General features: G+C 36.5%; 10 protein-coding genes. 3 read left to right on the plus strand and 7 right to left on the minus strand.

Annotated features, from left to right (window positions below; all coding sequences use genetic code 11):
• Window positions 1–156 precede the first annotated feature (156 nt).
• Both E2R67_RS02880 and rpmE read right to left on the minus strand, forming a co-directional pair.
• Complete coding sequence (locus E2R67_RS02880) at window positions 157–4,722, minus strand: ATP-binding protein (protein WP_134289440.1); 4,566 nt, start codon at window positions 4,720–4,722, stop codon at window positions 157–159.
• Between the two features lie 691 nt (window positions 4,723–5,413).
• The gene (gene rpmE / locus E2R67_RS02885; protein WP_134289441.1) at window positions 5,414–5,629 is read right to left on the minus strand and encodes a 50S ribosomal protein L31; all 216 of its coding nucleotides are present in this window, start codon (window positions 5,627–5,629) and stop codon (window positions 5,414–5,416) included.
• 362 nt (window positions 5,630–5,991) lie between these two features.
• On the opposite strand from rpmE, the gene priA reads away from it, so the two are divergent.
• On the plus strand, window positions 5,992–8,226 hold the full coding sequence (gene priA / locus E2R67_RS02890) for a primosomal protein N' (RefSeq protein ID WP_134289442.1): 2,235 nt from the start codon (window positions 5,992–5,994) through the stop codon (window positions 8,224–8,226).
• Between the two features lie 128 nt (window positions 8,227–8,354).
• Here the strand turns inward: priA and relA are convergent, their stop codons facing one another.
• Together relA and rlmD are read right to left on the minus strand one after the other, a co-directional pair.
• A complete protein-coding gene (gene relA, locus E2R67_RS02895) occupies window positions 8,355–10,568 on the minus strand; it encodes a GTP diphosphokinase (RefSeq protein WP_134289443.1) in 2,214 nt (737 codons plus the stop codon).
• A 113-nt stretch (window positions 10,569–10,681) separates the two neighbouring features.
• Window positions 10,682–12,019 carry a 23S rRNA (uracil(1939)-C(5))-methyltransferase RlmD gene (gene rlmD / locus E2R67_RS02900; RefSeq protein ID WP_134289444.1) on the minus strand — a complete coding sequence of 446 codons (1,338 nt, stop codon included), beginning with the start codon at window positions 12,017–12,019 and terminating at the stop codon, window positions 10,682–10,684.
• A 113-nt stretch (window positions 12,020–12,132) separates the two neighbouring features.
• Between rlmD and barA the strand changes: the two genes are divergently transcribed.
• Entirely contained in the window at window positions 12,133–14,907 is a 2,775-nt protein-coding gene (barA, locus tag E2R67_RS02905; RefSeq protein WP_134289445.1) for a two-component sensor histidine kinase BarA, read from the plus strand.
• A gap of 52 nt (window positions 14,908–14,959) precedes the next feature.
• Here the strand turns inward: barA and E2R67_RS02910 are convergent, their stop codons facing one another.
• Complete coding sequence (locus E2R67_RS02910) at window positions 14,960–16,069, minus strand: mechanosensitive ion channel family protein (RefSeq protein WP_134289446.1); 1,110 nt, start codon at window positions 16,067–16,069, stop codon at window positions 14,960–14,962.
• A 313-nt stretch (window positions 16,070–16,382) separates the two neighbouring features.
• Between E2R67_RS02910 and E2R67_RS02915 the strand changes: the two genes are divergently transcribed.
• A complete protein-coding gene (locus E2R67_RS02915; protein ID WP_134289447.1) occupies window positions 16,383–17,396 on the plus strand; it encodes a LacI family DNA-binding transcriptional regulator in 1,014 nt (337 codons plus the stop codon).
• Window positions 17,397–17,623: 227 nt separating this feature from the next.
• On the opposite strand, the gene E2R67_RS02920 is transcribed toward E2R67_RS02915, so the two are convergent.
• Together E2R67_RS02920 and E2R67_RS02925 are read right to left on the minus strand one after the other, a co-directional pair.
• Entirely contained in the window at window positions 17,624–18,883 is a 1,260-nt protein-coding gene (locus E2R67_RS02920; RefSeq protein ID WP_134289448.1) for a carbohydrate porin, read from the minus strand.
• A gap of 121 nt (window positions 18,884–19,004) precedes the next feature.
• The gene (locus E2R67_RS02925; RefSeq protein WP_134289449.1) at window positions 19,005–19,328 is read right to left on the minus strand and encodes a PTS lactose/cellobiose transporter subunit IIA; all 324 of its coding nucleotides are present in this window, start codon (window positions 19,326–19,328) and stop codon (window positions 19,005–19,007) included.
• Window positions 19,329–19,360: the final 32 nt, after the last annotated feature.

Consider the following 19,360-nt stretch of genomic DNA (forward strand, 5'->3'; position numbering starts at 1 on the left):
ATTGATGTGCGAGCGAGTGCTTCTGAAAGTTCCATAAAAAAATCCCATGACCTTTTGAGTCATAGGATTTTGATCTTCTTACGTTAAAAATCAACTAATTTTTCTTAACTGATCGGCATTAAGTCAATCGACTGGCTTTTTTACAAGGTAACAAGTTTATAGAGGCGTTATGATGTATAACAGATCACCGCTTGAAACCTGCTGCCCATTTGCATTAATAATACGTTCAACTCTAAATTTAGTTTTTGCATCGTATAACACAGCATCTTTACGGTTAAAGCTTGCTAATGTAACAGGAGAGAACATTTTCATTGCCTCCATTAAACCTAAGGTTTGCTCTACATTAACGATATCACCTTCCAATACAAAGTCTGGCTCTGCTGGAGATGAAGCTCGGTAGAAGATACCAGCACTTTGTGCAATCACTTTAAGCTCGTTACTACCATCAACCTGAATTGACTCTGCAGCACCTTCTAGCCCAGAAGCAGCAGAGGCTTCCATCTCTTCGATCATTACTTGTTGATCAAGTTGAGCCATGAACTTAGGTAAGTAAGTTGTATCGTAGTTACCGTTTAAGAAAGTCTCATCTTTTAAGATACGTTGTAATAACGGAATATTAGTTGCAATTCCTTTAATACTTACTTTATCTAAGAATTTAAGTAGTTTCTTAACTGTGTCATTTCTATCTTTACCATGACAAATAAACTGTGCTACCAAGCTGTCGTAATAAGGAGAAACTTCTTTTCCTGTTGCAATCATAGACATCACTTCTACATCGTCTTGCTCAGGAATAATACATTCAACAACTTTACCTGGATGTGGTAATAACTGCATAACGCCATCAGAATCTAGTCCCGCTTTCTCAGCGGTTACGCGTACTTCAATTGCGTAGCCTTTTTTCTGTGGTTTCAATGAAGAAATGTCAGCACCAGAAGCGATATCGTATTGTGCTTTCACAATATCAATACAAGATGTTGCTTCTGTTACAGGATGCTCAACTTGTAGACGAGTATTCATTTCCATGAAGTAGATATCATCAGCATCTAAGTCATAAATGAACTCAACTGTACCAGCGCCCATGTAATCAACCGCATTGGCTAAAGCAGCAGTATGTTTTAATGCTTCTTTTTCTAATCTTTCAGGCAACATAGTTGATGCAGATTCTTCAACTACTTTTTGGTTGTTACGTTGAACTGAACAATCACGAATACCTAGTACTTTAGTATTACCAAAGGTATCACGTAATAATTGCACTTCAATATGACGTAGAGAGGTAATGTATTTCTCTAGGTATAAATCACCGTTACCAAATGCACCACGAGCTTCTGCAGATACTTGGTTAAACCCAGCAAACATATCTTCAGCTTTTTCAATAACTAAAATACCTTTACCACCACCACCATTTACGGCTTTAAGTAATACTGGGTATCCCATGCTATTAGCAATATCTAACGCTTGCTCTGCACCAGTCAATATACCATGAGAACCTGGAACTACTGGCACTCCGTTATCTTGTGCGGTTTTAATTGCATTTGATTTATTACCCATGGTTAACATGCTGTTCATGCTTGGGCCAACAAAGTTAATTCCGTGGCTTACACATAAATCTGCAAAATGTGGGCTTTCAGATAAGAAACCAATACCAGGATGTAATGCATCAACCTGCTCATATTCAGCAACTTTTAATACTGAACTTGCATTCAAGTAACTTTCATCTGAAGTATTACCGCCTAAACAAACTAGTTTATCGCCCTCACCTAGCATATCAGCAGGTACAGCAGTCATATCAGGGTCAGAAGCAACTAACACAACGTTAATATTGTTTTCTTTAGCAATACGAATCAATTTAACCGCAGTACAACCACGAGCATGTACCAACACTTTCTTAACTGGTTTCATTAACTCACGAGGATCAGACTGAGAGAAAGTATCATCTTCGATATTACAAACAGGAACAAAACCAGATAATGCACGTTGAATAGTTTCTTCAACTGTCACAACAGGCATTGGCATGTTTTCATCAATATCACGTAACTTATCGTTTAAGTCATCTGAGAACGGGTTAATAACCAAGCCGTCCATTGCACCAGGCACACGAGATAAGTAGTTAGATAATGTAGATGTTGATGGTAAATATGCAGGAACAACCATTTGTCCAGCAAACGGCATATTAGTACCAGAAAGGTAGTAAGTTTGTGCTAGAGGATGCGTTACGAAACTCGCTTGCGCACCACCAGTACAGTCGCCGTAACCAAACATAACAACAGGTAAATCGTTATCACGAATAAAACGTGTAATACGATCATTAACAACCGACATAGAGAAGAGAGCAGCAGCTCCTTCTTTAGTTTGCATACCGCCAGAACTAATGAAAGCAACAACAGGAATATGTTTTTGAGCACATTTAACTAATAGCGCACAGAATTTCTCTGCACTCGCCATATCAAAAGCACCTGCTTGGAAAGATAGGTTAGAAACAGCAACACCTACAGTCTGAACATCACCGTTTTCTAGTTTAAATTCACCAGTACCAGTAATTAAACCACATGGTTTGATATTCTTATCTAAAGCATCTTCAACGGATAAACGGAAACCAGGGAACTCTAATAAGTTAGCAGTCATTAAATCAGCACGAGACTCTTTAAAGTTACCAAAGAATTTTTCAATGATAGCTTCGTGAGAGTTATTCTTTTTACCTTTTTCTGAACGCAAAACAGCTTGAATCAATAGATCTTGATAACCCATAGTCAAACGATTCCAGAAGTCTTTACGACGACCAATTCTTACAGGGTTAATTGCACCATTGTAAGCACTTTCATCATCACGACTGCTGTAATATTCAGGTAATAATTTCTCGAACAAGTAAGTCAAAATAACAAATAGACTTGAGTTCATTTGTGGAGCACCAATACTCTTCCATTCTTCAACCTTAGCTAAGATTTCTCCACGCTCAGATTGTTCAGCAAAGTATTGTAACCAAGCATTAAAGGTTGTTTTTAGTTGCTCATAATCATCATCACTTACTTTACTTAATGCAGCTTTAAGCGAACTACGTACTAATGAAGACACAGATTCACGAGAAAGCTCTTTAGTCGCCATGGCTTCTTTAGCAATAGACGCTAAGTTGCCCATTGTATTATCATATAAAGCATTAAATACAAGCATATGACGACAATGTACGATAAAGCATGCACGCGTTTCAGCATGTGCCACTACATCAATGATGTTTAATTCAGCCAGTTCAGGCCATGAATCCGTAAGCGGTAAGCTTTTTTCATCTTCTAAATGTTTAATGAGAGAATGGAAATTGTTTTCAGCGCTTGTTTTCCAACGATTATATAAAGACCAAGTTAAGTTAATCATTAACGCACTTAATGCATTATTATAATTTTCTTTTGGCTCACCTAAGATCAGTTTAGTGAAGGCATTACGTTCAACCTCTTTATCATCACGTTTCTGTAGGAAAGTTTTCCAACTTTTATTTAATGTATCGTCGTAGATTAATTTGTCTGGATTTTCTAACCAATTCAAAAATACTTGTTGACGATCTGCTTCTATACGCGCTTTTAGATCACCTTCTGGAATGGTTAATTTAGATAAACGGCCGTATTCATTCTTTTGGATCGCTTTAATACGAGAACGCAAAGTCAAGTAACGCATATAACGGTAAGTAGTACCAAATGCATTATTATGAACCGTTGGGTTTTTCGCTAACAGATGTGCATCCGTTGCATTTTCAATAGCAGTTAATTTACTTGATGGATCAAGGTAACGCGCAATACTACGATTGTAGTGCTCTAAAATATCTGGGTATTTACGAACAAAGTTAACCGATTTAGATTCAATCGATAAAATACCAGAGATAATTGCTTTTTGAAGATTATGCTGACGCTCATCTTGGTCAACAGGAGAGTAATCAACAATACCGTCAATACAACCCATTGTTAATAATTCTTCAGGTGAGACACCTACAGATTGAGCACATTCCTGCCAAGATAGGTTGTATTTACGCGCAATACTTTGTAAACCTTTTGGCTGGATAGTATTAAAAATACCATCACGAACAGATAATAAAATATTTGCAGTCGCTAGTGGAATAGCACCACCAGAGTAACCAACACCAACAACAACACCAATAGTTGGGACATCGACGTTAGCACTTTCAGTGATCATTTGAGAAATACTGTGAGCTTGATTTTGACTATTTGCTTCTTCGCCAGCATCTGCCCCAGGAGTATCAATTAAATAAACAATTGGAAGCGATAAATCGGCAAATTTACGGATAGCTTTACTTGCAGCTAAATGATGCTCAGGCATCCATGCACCGTTGTTTGAACTACGCTCTTGCGCAATCAAACCAATACGACGAGTGTAACCACCAAAATCTAATTCCATTTCAGCGGAATAGAAAGCACCGTTTAATTGTTGTGAAACAATTTTACCATTAAAACCTTCAATGATGCTTTTAGCACCAGGACGCTTATTGCTTTCAGCAGGAGTTACCGTGCGTGCAATATAAGCATCGACGTCTAATTTTTTGATCGTCGCTAAGTTCGCTTGGATACGTTTACTATCGATTAGACCTTCTAAACCATCGGTATTTGATGGTAATGAATTATCTGGAAACAAAGAGAAGTCTTTTGCGATATGCTCAGCATGAATAAATAGCGGATCTGCGATGTTATTTACTTCAAACTGAGAAGATGAAGGTTTTCCTGTCATACGATTACCCTTGCAAGAAAGTGGTTAAAATTTTTAATGGGACAATTTACAACTTATTAGCATTTGATTCCAGTATTGTTCTTCAATCAATACGAATCGCGCACTAATAACTTAAAGAATGTGAAGTAAAAGCCAAATGGCACCTCAAATATAGGCGCTATTCTCGTCTATTGAGATAAAAAAAACAACAATAGTGCAATTTTTAACGCGAAATACAGAGAAATAGAACGTTTATTGAGCGTTTTATTACAATTTATCTATCTAAAAACAACGAGAACTTCTTTTTATTTGAGATAAGAATAAATTATATTAGAAATATAACAGACTGATATAAAAGAGCTTATACTCTAATTTCGTTTGTTTTAAACTTTATTTAAAGAACACTCTAAAAAAATATAATGTCTAATAAGTTCTGTTATCGAGCTATCATCTTCTTTTACATAAGCATTACATTTATCTAACAAACAACCTTTAACCATACCTACATTTAATGTTCAGATTTAATACCGATTTAGTTAAATATGTTATCTAAATTTTATGAAGAAAAAACAGTTCAATTCAAGGCGTAAATTGACACCTTTCGAGAGGTTAACTTCGTTAACCTTCTATCAGTAGTATTAAGTAAAACACTTCAAATTTTAGATACAAAAAAAGCACCCAAAGGTGCTTTTTGAAAACGCTATACTTAATCTTATTTAGAAGATAAAGCACCGAAACGTTTTTTGAACTTGTCAATACGACCACCAGTATCAACAACACGTTGAGTACCAGTATAGAATGGGTGACAAGCTGAACAGATATCTAAAGTTAACTCTTCTTTACCAAGAGTAGAACCAACTTTAATAACGTTACCACATGAACAAGTAGCAGTAACTAATTTGTATTCTGGATGAATTTCATTTTTCATAAGTAAAACCTCTAGTAGCCGTGTCGCTGCTCAGCTTGGATGAATTATTTCAACCAACAAAGTACCACACGTATTTTTTAAGATGCGAATTGTATAGTAACAAATTAAAAAAGTACAACTTAAAATAATTAATATTTCTCTTCTCACTTTTTACAAAATAAACACATATGAATTACCTTAAAAAGGTCGTTTTATAATAAATAATATTTCTCCAATTAGGTTCTCTATGTTGACTAATTAAACTATTACTATCATTCGATTTCGCATAAACTAATAAAATTATCACTCTTAAACAGAAGCCACTAACTAAACAGGTTACAATACTTCTTTTATACGACTCCTTTATCGATGATCAAATACCTATGAATGAACCAATAATATGTCGAGTTGCTTTAGCGATTCCTTTACATAAACAATTTGATTATTTGTTACCAGCACATATGGTTAAAGACAACTCAATGACTTTAATAGGCTGTCGAGTATTAGTACCATTTGGTGGCGGCCCTCGTAAGCAAGTCGGTGTGATCACTGCAACGCCTAAAGAATCAGACTTTGCAATTGAGAAACTCAAGTCGGTCACACAATTGTTAGATAAAGCGCCTTTATTAAGTACACCTTTATATGACTTATTGCATTGGGCAGCAGTTTATTACCAACATCCCTTTGGTGATGTGTTTCAACAAGCAATTCCAACTTTATTACGTAAAGGCAAAGCAGCCGCCTTTAAAACACAAGAGTACTGGAAACTTGAGCAAGATGGATTTGACTTTAATCAGCTAGCTAGAGCGAAAAAACAATTGCATGCTGCCACTTTATTGCAAGATTTTCCCTTGTCCTATGAAGCACTTAAGGGAGAAGGAGTTAGCAGATCCACCTTAAATAGCTTACAAGAAAAAAAGGTCGTTGCAGCCTATGAGCAAATGCCTTCTTCAAACTCAACGTGGATCAATAATGTCCAAGAATTACAGCAGAAACCTAATTTAAGTGCAGAACAAGCCATTGCAATAACCAGTGTGACGCAACAGTTAAATAAGTTTCGTTGCTATTTATTAGAAGGGATCACCGGTAGTGGTAAAACCGAGGTTTATTTAAATATTCTAAAAGCGGTTTTAGAGCAAGGTCAGCAAGCATTGATCATTGTTCCTGAAATCGGTTTGACACCGCAAACCATTAAACGCTTTCAAGCGCGTTTTAATGTCCCTATTTACTTAAAGCATTCAGCATTAAACGAGCAGCAGCAATTAGATACATGGTTACACGCTAAACAAGGGAGTGCAGCGATTGTAATTGGCACACGCAGTGCTATTTTTAGTGACTTTACCAACTTAGGTTTAATTATTTTAGATGAAGAGCACGATGCCTCTTTTAAACAACAAGATAGTTTCCGCTACCATGCTCGCGATTTTGCAATAAAGCGCGCCTCACAGGAAAGCATTCCAATATTATTAGGCTCTGCGACGCCCGCATTTGAATCATTAAATAATGCATTATCAGGTCGTTATCATCATTTATTTTTAACGCATCGTCCTGGTAACGCTAAACCACCTAAAAATGATTTAATTAATTTAACAGGCTTACCACTCAAATCAGGGCTATCACCGCAGCTCATTGAATTGATGCAACAACATTTGGCTAAAAATAACCAAGTTATCCTATTTTTAAATCGCCGAGGTTATGCTCCAGTATTGATGTGTCATGAATGTGGTTGGTTAGCTAAGTGTCAACGTTGTGACGCTTTTTATACTTACCATAAAAGTGCCAATTACTTACATTGCCATCATTGTATGGCCACACACCCAGTGCCAGAGCAATGCCATGATTGTGGTTCAACACATTTACACTCTACGGGGGTTGGGACAGAGCAACTTGAAGAAACCTTAAATCAGCTTTTCCCAGATCATCCAACAGTGCGCATAGACAGAGATAATACGCGTAAAAAAGATAGCTTTAACGATTACCTTAACGATATCAATAGTGGTAAATACAAAATATTATTAGGCACACAAATGCTAGCTAAGGGGCATCACTTTCCAGATGTAACTTTGGTCGCTTTGGTAGACGTTGACGGCGCATTGTTTAGTAATGATTTCCGAGCAAGCGAACGTTTAGGCCAGTTATTTACACAGGTTGCAGGCCGAGCAGGACGCGCCGAAAAGAAAGGACAAGTGGTTTTACAAACTTTTCATCCTGAACACAATCTATTACAAGAGTTAATTAATAATGGTTATGGTGACTTTTCTCGTACTGCACTGCAAGAAAGAAAAATGGCACAATTACCGCCCTTCTCTTTCCAAGCTTTAATTAGAGCAGAAGCGTTAAATGCCACACAAGCAGAAAACTTCTTAACGCTTTGCAAACAAACTTTAAATCAGATTGCAGAAACGAATAAAATAGCGGACAGATTATTGATTTTAGGCCCAATTGCCGCTTCAATGGAAAGACGAGCAGGCAAATATCGTTTTCAACTATTAATACAAAGTGAGCAACGCGTATTAATTACAAAAACATTAAATATCGCATTAGCTTATTTTGAAAAGTTACCAGAAGGAAGGAAAGTGCGTTGGTCGATTGATGTTGACCCAATAGATTTTATCTAATAGAAAATGAACCTAACGTTCAATACAAAAATGCCCACTCTTTCCAAAGAAAAGAGTGGGCATTTATTAATGAGACATGCTTTTAATCTTAGTTAATAAACCATTTCATCCAATATCAGAGACGAATATCATAAACGATGTGCATCTGATACGTTCTTCAATTGCTTTAACTTATTAAGCAAGCCATTAATTTCTTTGTTGTTACTTACTTCAATTGAAAGATCGACGGTGGCCGTTAATGTTTTAGCATTAGTTTGGCTGTTTACACCAACTAAATGCACTTTCTCATTAGATAAGACAGTGGTTATATCTTTCAACAACCCGTTTCTATCATCGGCAATCAAACGTAGCGTTAATGTATAACCAGATGATTGTGAATCCCCCCAATTTGCATTAATGATGCGCTCTGGATGTACCTCTTCTAAATCAGCCAATTGTTCACAGTTCTTTCTATGGATAGAAATACCGCGCCCCTGTGTAATATAACCAACAATATTTTCACCAGGAACAGGCTGACAGCAACGAGCAATGTTATGCATCAAATTACCTACCCCGTCGATAATAATATCCTTACCTGTGTTTTTAGGGGCAACTTGTGTTTTGCGGTTCTGTAGCTCTAATAACGCGGCTTCGTCTTGTTGTTCAAGGGTTTTTTGATGATGAAAACCATCTAAAAAATGAACAAGCTGATTAATACGTAAATCGCCATTACCAATTCCCGCATAAATATCATCGGCGGTACCGACATTAAATCGTGAAATAGCAGGTGTAATATCAGTCAGTTTTAAGTTTATTTTTGATAATTCAATTTCTAGTAATTCACGGCCAGCAATAACATTCTTATCACGGTCTTGTTTTCTAAACCAAGTCGCAACCTTATGGCGAGCACGTGGAGCCTTGATATAACCAAGCTGAGGATTTAACCAATCACGACTTGGGTTAGGCTCTTTCTGGGTTAAGATCTCAACTTGATCACCGGTTTTTAATTGGTAAGTAAACGGAACAATATGATCCGCAATTTTAGCACCAATACAACGATGCCCAATTTGGCTATGAATATAATAAGCAAAATCTAATGGAGTTGAACCTGCCGGTAAATCTATCACTTCACCTTTAGGTGTAAACACATAGACCCTATCGTCAAACACTTGGCTACGTACTTCATCTAGTAAATTATCACCATCGCTCATATCCTCTTGCCACGCTAAGAGTTTACGTAACCATGCTATTTTTTCTTCATAGTTATTGGCTGACTTCCCACCAGCAGATCCTTCTTTGTACTTCCAATGCGCAGCCACTCCTAACTCAGAATCGTCATGCATTTGCTGAGTACGAATTTGTACTTCTACAGGCTTGCCACTATCACCTAATACAACAGTATGAATCGATTGATAACCATTAGGTTTGGGGTTGGCAATATAATCATCAAATTCACGAGGAATATGACGCCATTTGGTATGAATAGCCCCTAAAGCAGCATAACAATCTTGCAACTTTTCAACGACCACACGAACGGCTCTCACATCATAAAGCTCATCAAAGGCGAGATCTTTTTTCTGCATTTTCCGATAAATACTATAAATATGTTTAGGGCGACCATACGCTGTCCCTTCAATATTCATCTCAACGAGTGAGGCTTTAACAGTATTCACAAAGTCTTGAATATAATTTTCTCGGTCAATTCTTTTTTCATCAAGCTGCTTAGCAATTTTTTTATAGGTTTCAGCCTGCATATAACGGAAAGAAAGGTCTTCAAGCTCCCACTTTAACTGACCAATACCGAGTCTGTTTGCTAAAGGAGCATAAATAGTTGAAATTTCACGGGCAACTTGCTTTTTAGTTTCTTCGTCTGCAATTTTAACTTGTCTTAAATAACAAATACGCTCAGCTAATTTGATCACAACTGCACGCACATCTTCCACCATCGCCAAGAGCATATGTCTTAAGTTATCAACTTGAGAAGCCGCACTTTTTTCACCACCACGATCCTGAAGGGCACGAATGCCTTCCATTTCCATTGCGCCTTTAGATAACTTAGCAATGCGTTTAGGCCATAACTCATCGACTTTTTCAGGACTTAATACGTCTTGTGCTAGCAAGGGAAAAATCAACGCGGCATTGAGCGTATCCATGTCCATATTTAAGGTCACTAGGATTTCAACCATTTCACAACCAAGTTGTAATGCAGCGCGTTGCTGGTCTGAATCACAAAGTTCACTTACTTTCTTATGGTTATCGAGTAGATTAGCTTGATCTTCTTTACTTAAACCGAATGCAGTCACCCACTTTTTAGGATCTTTTAACGCGCTTTGATAAAAATGTGTATCACGAACAGAAACCATCTCAATGCCCTCAAAAATAATATTTAACTTGTTATTATAAAAAACAAATACAAGTTAATTTCAAACAATCATACTTAAAACTGTTAACTTATAAAGTCGTTACCACTCAAAGATTATTTTTTAATAAATAAAGCCATAGATTCCATATGAGCCGTTTGTGGAAACATATCAATTAACCCTACTTTATCTAACAAATATCCTTGTGCTAATAATAATTCACTGTCTCTCGCTAAAGTAACCGGATCACAGGAAACATAAACGATATGCGTTGGTTTTTTGCTTGCTAAAAATGACATACATTCCGCAGCACCAGCTCGTGCAGGATCAAGCAAGACTTTGTTATAATCCAACTTAGCCCAATCAGCTTTTAGTTCGTTTAAATCACTTAGATCCGCTTGGAAAAACTGAGTATTGGTTAGCCCTGAAAGTAATGCATTTTCAGTGCCTCTATCAACCATTTTTTGAATTCCTTCAACGCCTACCACTTGTTTTACTCTTTTAGCGATAGGTAGAGTGAAGTTGCCTAACCCACAAAACAGATCTAACACTTGATCCGTTGTTTCTAATTCAAGCCAGTTAATAGCCTGTGCTACCATTTGCTGGTTTACTTTCGCGTTAACTTGTAAAAAGTCATCAATATGAAACTCGAATTCACAATCCTGCTCTGGCAATGAATAAGTTAACTTGTGTTCAGCGGTTAAACATTGAATATCCGTCGGGCTACTTTGAGCATAAAAATACAATTGATGTTTATTTGAAAATTCAAAAATTAGTTGAATATCTTGCTCCGACAATGGTTTTAAATGGCGTAAAAGTACTGCAACAGAGTCTTGTGCTTCAACTAACTCTATATGCCCTAAAGATGTTTTACCTTGTAATTCATTTAATAGTGCTTTCAAGGGAACAATCAATTTTTCAAGCGCAGGTACTAACACCGGGCAAACTTGCTGATTAATTAATTCCTTACTCGCAGCACGTCGAAACCCCATGTCCACTTTCTTCGTTTTCTTATTAAACATCACCCCCAAACGAGCACAACGTCTATAATGCCAAGCATCTGCCACTAAAGCTGGTTGTAACTCCTCTGGCTTATATTTAGCAAAGCGTTCAAAAAGCGTCACTAAACCTTCTTGTTTAATAGAAACCTGCGTTGTTTGCTCAACATGCTGTAAATGACAGCCCCCACATTCATGGTAATGTGGACAATCAGGTTCAATACGCAGTTCACTTTGTTTATGTGTTTTTAAAATGCGCCCTTTTTTATAGCGTTTTTTATCTTCAACAATAGTAATATCAACCACTTCATCAACTAAACCACCTTCTACGAACAAAGGTTTGTTTTGATGAAATAACATCCCCCGCCCTTGATGATCTAATTTTTCAATCAGACAGTTTTTAATTACATTATTATTTTGTTTATTTGTGCGCGTTGCTTTAAAGAACTGAGCCATAAGTATTTCACAGGTGAATAAGCTATGCCATGATAGCCATTACGTTTATCGGTATGCTATTGTCACATAAAACATAGCAGCATTCATTACTCGATTAAAATTAGACTTATCCTATGACTAAATATGGCTTACGCGCACAAGTTATTGCTTTTACTATTTTACCTACCGTTATTATTGGAGGTATTTTAGCCGGTTATTTTTCTTTCCATCGCTATCAACAGGCCAATGAGTTTTTAATTGATCGCGCCATTAATATTGCAGAGCCTTTAGCTATTATTAGTGAATATGGTATGCAAGATGAAACAAGGACAATTCTTCGACGACTTGTCAGCGCAACGCACCGACAAAATAGTCCAATGATAAAAAGTGTTGCTATTTTTACCGCAGAGAATGAACTATTTGTCATTAGTAATTACCACAGAGATTCGCAACAACTTCGTTTAGATGAAAACCAACCTATCCCTGATATACCAGAAATTAAAAACTTAGACAAAACCATTGTTGTTTACACGCCGATTGTTGATGAAAGTAATTTCTTAGAGTATCAATTAAGTTTTGACCAACCACGAAAGATCATTGGTTATGTTGCATTAGAAATTAACAAGGATGAAGTTGAGTTACTTCTATATCGAGATGGTGCTTTATCAATATTAGTCGTGCTATTGGGAATATTGGGGAGTTTCTATTTAGCATTCAGACAAGCTGAACGGATCACAGCCCCAATTTCAGGTATGGCCTCAGTGGTTGAAAAAATCAGTCTTGGGCGTTTAAATTCTCGTGTTAAAGGCGAATACAAAGGAGAAATCGGTTTATTACAACATGGTATTAATGAAATGGCTGCAGCGATGTCTAAGCATCATGAAGAAATGCAGGACAGTATTGATTTAGCCACCAGCGAATTAAGAGAAACATTAGACCAAATGGAAGTTCAAAATATTGAACTTGATATCACGCGTAAAAAAGCACAGCAGGCAGCCTCTGTAAAATCAGAGTTTTTAGCCAATATGAGTCATGAATTACGCACCCCTCTCAATGGCGTTATTGGATTTGCTCGTCAGTTATTAAAAACCAAAATGACCAATAATCAAATTGATTATCTGCAAACTATCGAACGCTCTGCGGGTAATCTATTAAATATCATTAATGACATTCTTGATTTCTCTAAATTAGAAGCAGGCAAATTAACACTCGAACATATTCCCTTTGATCTACGTGACTGTCTTGATGAAACAATGCATTTATTAGCACAAAGCGCACATGAAAAAAATATTGAATTAAGTATGCTTGTTGGTGAAGACGTCCCTAAAGAACTTGTTGGTGACTCAATGCGTCTACAACAAATTTTAACTAACCTCATTGGCAACGCAGTCAAATTTACCGAAAAAGGAAATATCGAATTACAGATACAACGTTTTGATGAAAAAGAGGAAACCGATAATACTATTAAGCTTAAGTTTATTATTTCGGACACTGGTATTGGTATTTCAGAACAACAACAAAAGCAATTATTCAAAGCCTTTGGTCAAGCAGATAGTAGTATTACGCGTCAATATGGAGGAACAGGTTTAGGACTTGTGATCACACAAAAACTTGTTCGACAAATGAAAGGTAGCATTGATCTAAAATCAACCCCTAATACAGGTTCAGTGTTCTGGTTCACCATTGAAATAGAAAAGAACCCACGCGCACTACTTACGTCACTGCCTCTAAAAAGGCTTTCAGAGCGTAAAATCCTTGCCTATGAAGCAAATGAATATGCAGTAAAAGCTTGTTCACAACTATTAAAACAATGGCAAATGCATTACATCATGGCAGAAACAGAGTTACAGTGGAAAAAGGCATTAACTGAACATTATGACTGTATCGTACTTGGCCATAACAATAATATGCGTGTTTTATTAAACCAAATAGAACAAGCCAAAAAACATACAGATAATATAATTGTACTACTTAACTCAAGTGATCCGAGTATTTATGAGCAATTAATGAATACAGGTATTACACACTGTTTAAGTAAGCCAATTAACCATAAAAACTTTGCTAACGCTCTTGTTTCAAATGAAACGACTCGCTCTAATTTACATGTTGAAGAGAAAATTCAACGTAAAAATATTAACGTGATGGCCGTGGATGACAATCCAGCGAATTTGAAATTGATATCAGCCATGTTAGCCGATCGCGTCAAGAATGTAACGACCTGTAAAAATGGGCAAGAAGCAGTGGACAATGCTAAGCAATTGCCTTTTGATCTCATTTTCATGGATATACAAATGCCCGTTCTCGATGGGGTGACAGCTTGTGCACAAATCAAAAAAGATTCTTTAAATCAAAAAAGTCCAATCATCGCAGTAACCGCTCATGTATTGCCAGGAGAAAAAGAGCAGTTTTTACAAAAAGGAATGGATGATTGCTTAGCCAAACCAATTGATGAAATTGCTCTACAAAGCATGATTGATAAATGGGTTCCCAATGCAAAACTAATTGAAACGGTTTCCCACAACGCATTAATAGAAACCAATATTAATGACGATATAAGACTCACCAATAAACAATCTTTTGACTGGTCTCTAGCGTTAAAACAATCTGCAGGCAAAACAGACTTAGCCAAAGAAATGCTAATTATGCTACTTAATGAATTTTCAGATATACGTAATATGACTGAGCGTGCAATTCAGGGAGAAGTGGACAATGATCGATTTACTCAATCAATCCATAAATTCCATGGAGGTTGTAGTTATAGCGGAGTACCAAAACTAAAGAATATTGCAGGTTTAATAGAAAAAGAATTGAAACTAGGTGTCGCACCTAACTTATTAGAGCCAGAGCTTTTAGAGTTATTAGATGAATTGGATAATGTCGAAAAAGAAGCGCAGCCTTATTTAACTTAAAAAGGCCTAATGAATAGGCCTTATATCAAGTGTATCGGTAAATTAACTATAGCTATTGAATACTGTCTGATTGATTTAATAATGCACTGTGTTCTTCTTTATCTAAGTGCAATTGACGAGTCGGGAAGGCAAACTCAGCATTATTTTTAGCCACAATTTGTGCAACTTTTAATAAAACATCCTGCTTAATTTCATGGAACAACACCCAATTAGTCGTTTTAGTAAAGGTGTAGATAAAGAAATCTAAAGTTGAATTATTAAACAAATCAAAGTTTACAATTAAGGTTTGTGCTTGATCGATATCTGGATGATTCTCTAGCATCGACCTTACTTCTTTTATGATCACTTCCACTTGGCCAATATCTTTATAACGCAATCCAAATGTTTCTTTAATACGTCGATTACTCATGCGCGATGGGTTTTCAACCACGATATGAGTAAACAAACTATTAGGCACATAAATAGGACGTTTATCAAAGGTACGAATGCGTGTTACACGCCAGCCAATTTCTTCCACAGTGCCTTCGATTGATTTATCTGGACTACGGATCCAGTCCCCTACTTTAAAAGGCTTATCCATATAAACCATTGCTGCACCAAAGAGATTTGAAAGTAGATCTTTTGCTGCCATACCTACAATTAGCCCCCCCATGCCACCAAAAGCAAGCACACCTGAAATACTAACACCTAAGGTTTGTATAACGGATAACGTAATAATGGTTATCACAGACAATTTAGCTAACTTTGCTAATGCTGTCACGGTTGTGGTATCTTTTTCATCATCAGCGACAAAGGTATGTTCCATTTTGTAAATTAATCGCCAAAACACCCAGCCAATTAATAATAAGATAGCTACTTTTTGAAACAGAGGGAGGTATTCAGAAATAGCTAGATCTTCACTTTTTGCAATAACTCTTAATGACATCGAACCACCCATTAAAACGATGATCCAATTAATCGGTCTATTTATACTAAAAAAGACAATATCATCCCAAGTATTCGAGGTTTTAGCCGTTATTTTTTCTGTTCTTTTAGCAAAGGAGCGCCAAAGAAGTTGCAGCAATAAGGTAATACCTAAGACGATTGCAAAATTAACCGACCAATTACCAATATTTAAGGAAATTAACCAGTTACTTAAATATGATTCAGACTGTTCAAACATGTAGATTCCTAATAAATTAAAGGCATTAAAAAAAATAATGATACTGATAAAACAAACGCAAAACTAGTGAGAAATATTAAGCTGGTTAAGCAAAGATCCTTTACTCCTTCTGCCATCTATTAAAAATTTAACTTTTAATGGGGTATTAAAGCTATAGCAGAGTTATACCGCATAATGACAATCTTATAAGTTAACAAATAATATCGCTATATTTATCTTTTTGCTACAATTCATAAAACCCCTATTCCACGATACAGAAAATATATTTTAAATTTTTATTTTTAATGATATTTCTATTTGAATTAAGAGACTTATGCCAACAATAAATGATGTATCCAAGTTAGCAGGAGTATCAAAAGCAACTGTATCCCGCGTTATTAATAATAAAGGGCAAATCAAAGATTCCACTAGAAAACTTGTGTTTCAGGCAATGGAAACCTTAAATTACAAACCCAATACTCTGGCTCAAGCTTTAGCAACCAAAACATCGAATAGTATAGGTTTAATCACTTCGATCTTTGATGGTAACTACTTTGGTGTGCTATTGAAAGAATCCGCTAAACTAGCCGATCAAGCGGGAAAACAACTTATTGTTACCGATGGACACAATGATCCTCAGCGAGAGATGGAAGCCATTGATTCATTAGTGGCACGTCGTTGTGATGTCATTCTATTGTATAGTCGAAAATTAACTCAACAAGATTTTAAAGATATTAAAGCACGTACTAGTGTACCGATTGTTGTTATGAACCGAAAAATTAATGACGCTACTTATTATTCGGTTTGGTTTGATCATTTTCATGCCTCCGCATTAGCTGTTAATCATTTACTTGAGTTAGGCCATACGACTATTGCTTGTATCACTGCATCAGTTTCTTCAAGAACAGTAAAGTTACGTTATAAAGCTTTCCAAGAATGTTTAAAACAACAGCAATTAATACTTAATAAAGATCTTGTTGTTGCAGGTGATTATACGATTGAAGGGGGTTACAACGCCTGTAAGCAAATTATCGCGCAGAAACAGCCCTTTACTGCTTTGTATGCTTTTAACGATGATATGGCGATAGGAGCGATTCGAGCATTACATGAAGTAGGCATAAAAGTACCAGAGCAAGTCTCCGTGGTAGGGATAGATAATGAACCTTTTGGCTCCTATGTAACTCCCTCACTAACCACAGTAGAGTTACCAATAAGAGATATTACTAATGCAGCAATGAAAATTGCACTGGATCTTGCAAATGGTGTTGAAATATCAGTCACAGAAACCACCTTTCGTGGAAAAGTCATCACTAGAGAGTCAACAACAGCGAATTCTCGCTCTATCTAATAACAATCAAATTATCCATAAAAAAGGCCTAACAAAAACTTGTTAGGCCAAGGGCACTCTATGAAATATGACCTGTAAACAGGCTTCAAATATTTAAAAATTAAATTGTATGGCAATTTAAACAACAAGCGTTAAAATAACCATGAAACTACTGGCTCTGTCGCCAAACTGAATCCAGTAGTTTCGCTCTAGCCTATTTATAATAAACTTATAAGTAGGCTTTTTTTTTACCACCAAGATTCGAACATTGCACCAAGAGTAAATGTATCTTGTGCAGTTGTAGTATCTTCAACTTCTACTTCAGCATCACCAACTGTGGCATAAAAACGCAACATAGGACGAGCATTAGCAAAAGCATCAATAGCAATATTTTGTGACAATGTAACTTTCCAAGCCGTATTAGTTGCATCTTGGTTATCAAAATCAACAATCGAATAACCTGCTTCTAACCAAGTTGAATGCACAGAGTTCCAAGTATACAAACCACGTGAAATAACACTGTAGTTAGTCGTATCTAAGCTATCATCCTGGCCTTTTGCATAATTATGGTAAGCCCCTAAATATTCCAATGCCATGGTTTCATTAAATTTAACATTACCTTCCATTGAGAAATACAGTGTGGTTAAATCGTCTTCGCGCGTGAACACGGAATTGTCAGCACCATCAGCATAACGAACAATAAATTTATTCCCTCCCATAGACCAGCTTTGATCAAATACAGCAGCCAGTTGATATGAGTTATCTGATTCCGCATAAGTTGCATCAGAAGCTTCTACCGCATCAGTAAAAATATATCCACCACTACCATCATCTGTAACCGTTGCATCTGAGGCAGCAACAGCATCAACCGCAGCAGCTGGATCATCAGAGCTAAAACCAACATTAAATAAGAAACTTAGCGCTAAAGAATCAGAAAGATTTAAACCATGCAATTTAGAAGTAAAAGCATAATCACCGTTATCTCCAGTACCTGAAGCAGCCTGACCAACAACAGCAAAGTCTAATTTAGTCGAGTCGCCTAATTCAATATTTTTAACACCTGCCCCTTGCCCATCATGAGACATATAAAAATAATCGTTTAAACCTTGCTGTGGACGCTGGTGGAAGTCACGGCCAGCCCATACATAAGCATTAGGTTGAGATTCAAAAATATTACTACCGCCTGCATAGAACTTTTTAAGACCAACATTATCGCCCCAATGCTCTAGCATCACAGCAACATCCCACTTGGCACCTTCAGCATTAACAAACTTTTTAGTAAACTGGAATTCACCACCATTCCCTTCATTACCTAAACGACCTGCAGCATTACCCGCTTTTTGATCATCAGCAGCAACAGTTGTTGAATCTCCATCAGCATAAGCCATGCCATAACGGGCATACCCACTGAATATAAAAGTATCCGACTCTTCAGCCATTGAAGTAACTGGAAAAGCTGATAAAGCAGCTGCGATTGAGAGCGGCAATAATTTTAAGTTCATTTTCATCTTAACTTCCTTATTAAAATAATTAACTTTGGGTAATGCTGTTAACATCAAATAGTTAATGAATAACAGCCGTATAACAAAGTAGTTATGTATTAAAACCAACATACATAACCACAGTGAACTATTTAGCTTGTAGCAGCCGATGAATATTAATCAATTCTTCAATCATCTCCTTCGCTAACATGGCTGTCATAATATGATCTTGTGCGTGTACCATAATGAGGTTAACAGGTACTTTTCCTTCGCCTTCATCCATGCCAATTAAAGCAGTTTGTACTTTATGTGCTTTTTTTGAGGCAGCAAGAGACTGTGTCAATAAACCATCAACTTCATCCCATTTTCCGGCTTTGGCAGCATTTAATGCTTCCATAGCACAAGATTTTGATTCGCCTGCATTGATAATTAATTCCATTACCGTTGCTTCTAATTCGTCACCTGAAATCATGTTTTTCTCCGAATTCTAATTTGTTAACGATT

The organism is Psychromonas algicola (genome assembly GCF_004378355.1).
GTDB lineage: Bacteria > Pseudomonadota > Gammaproteobacteria > Enterobacterales > Psychromonadaceae > Psychromonas.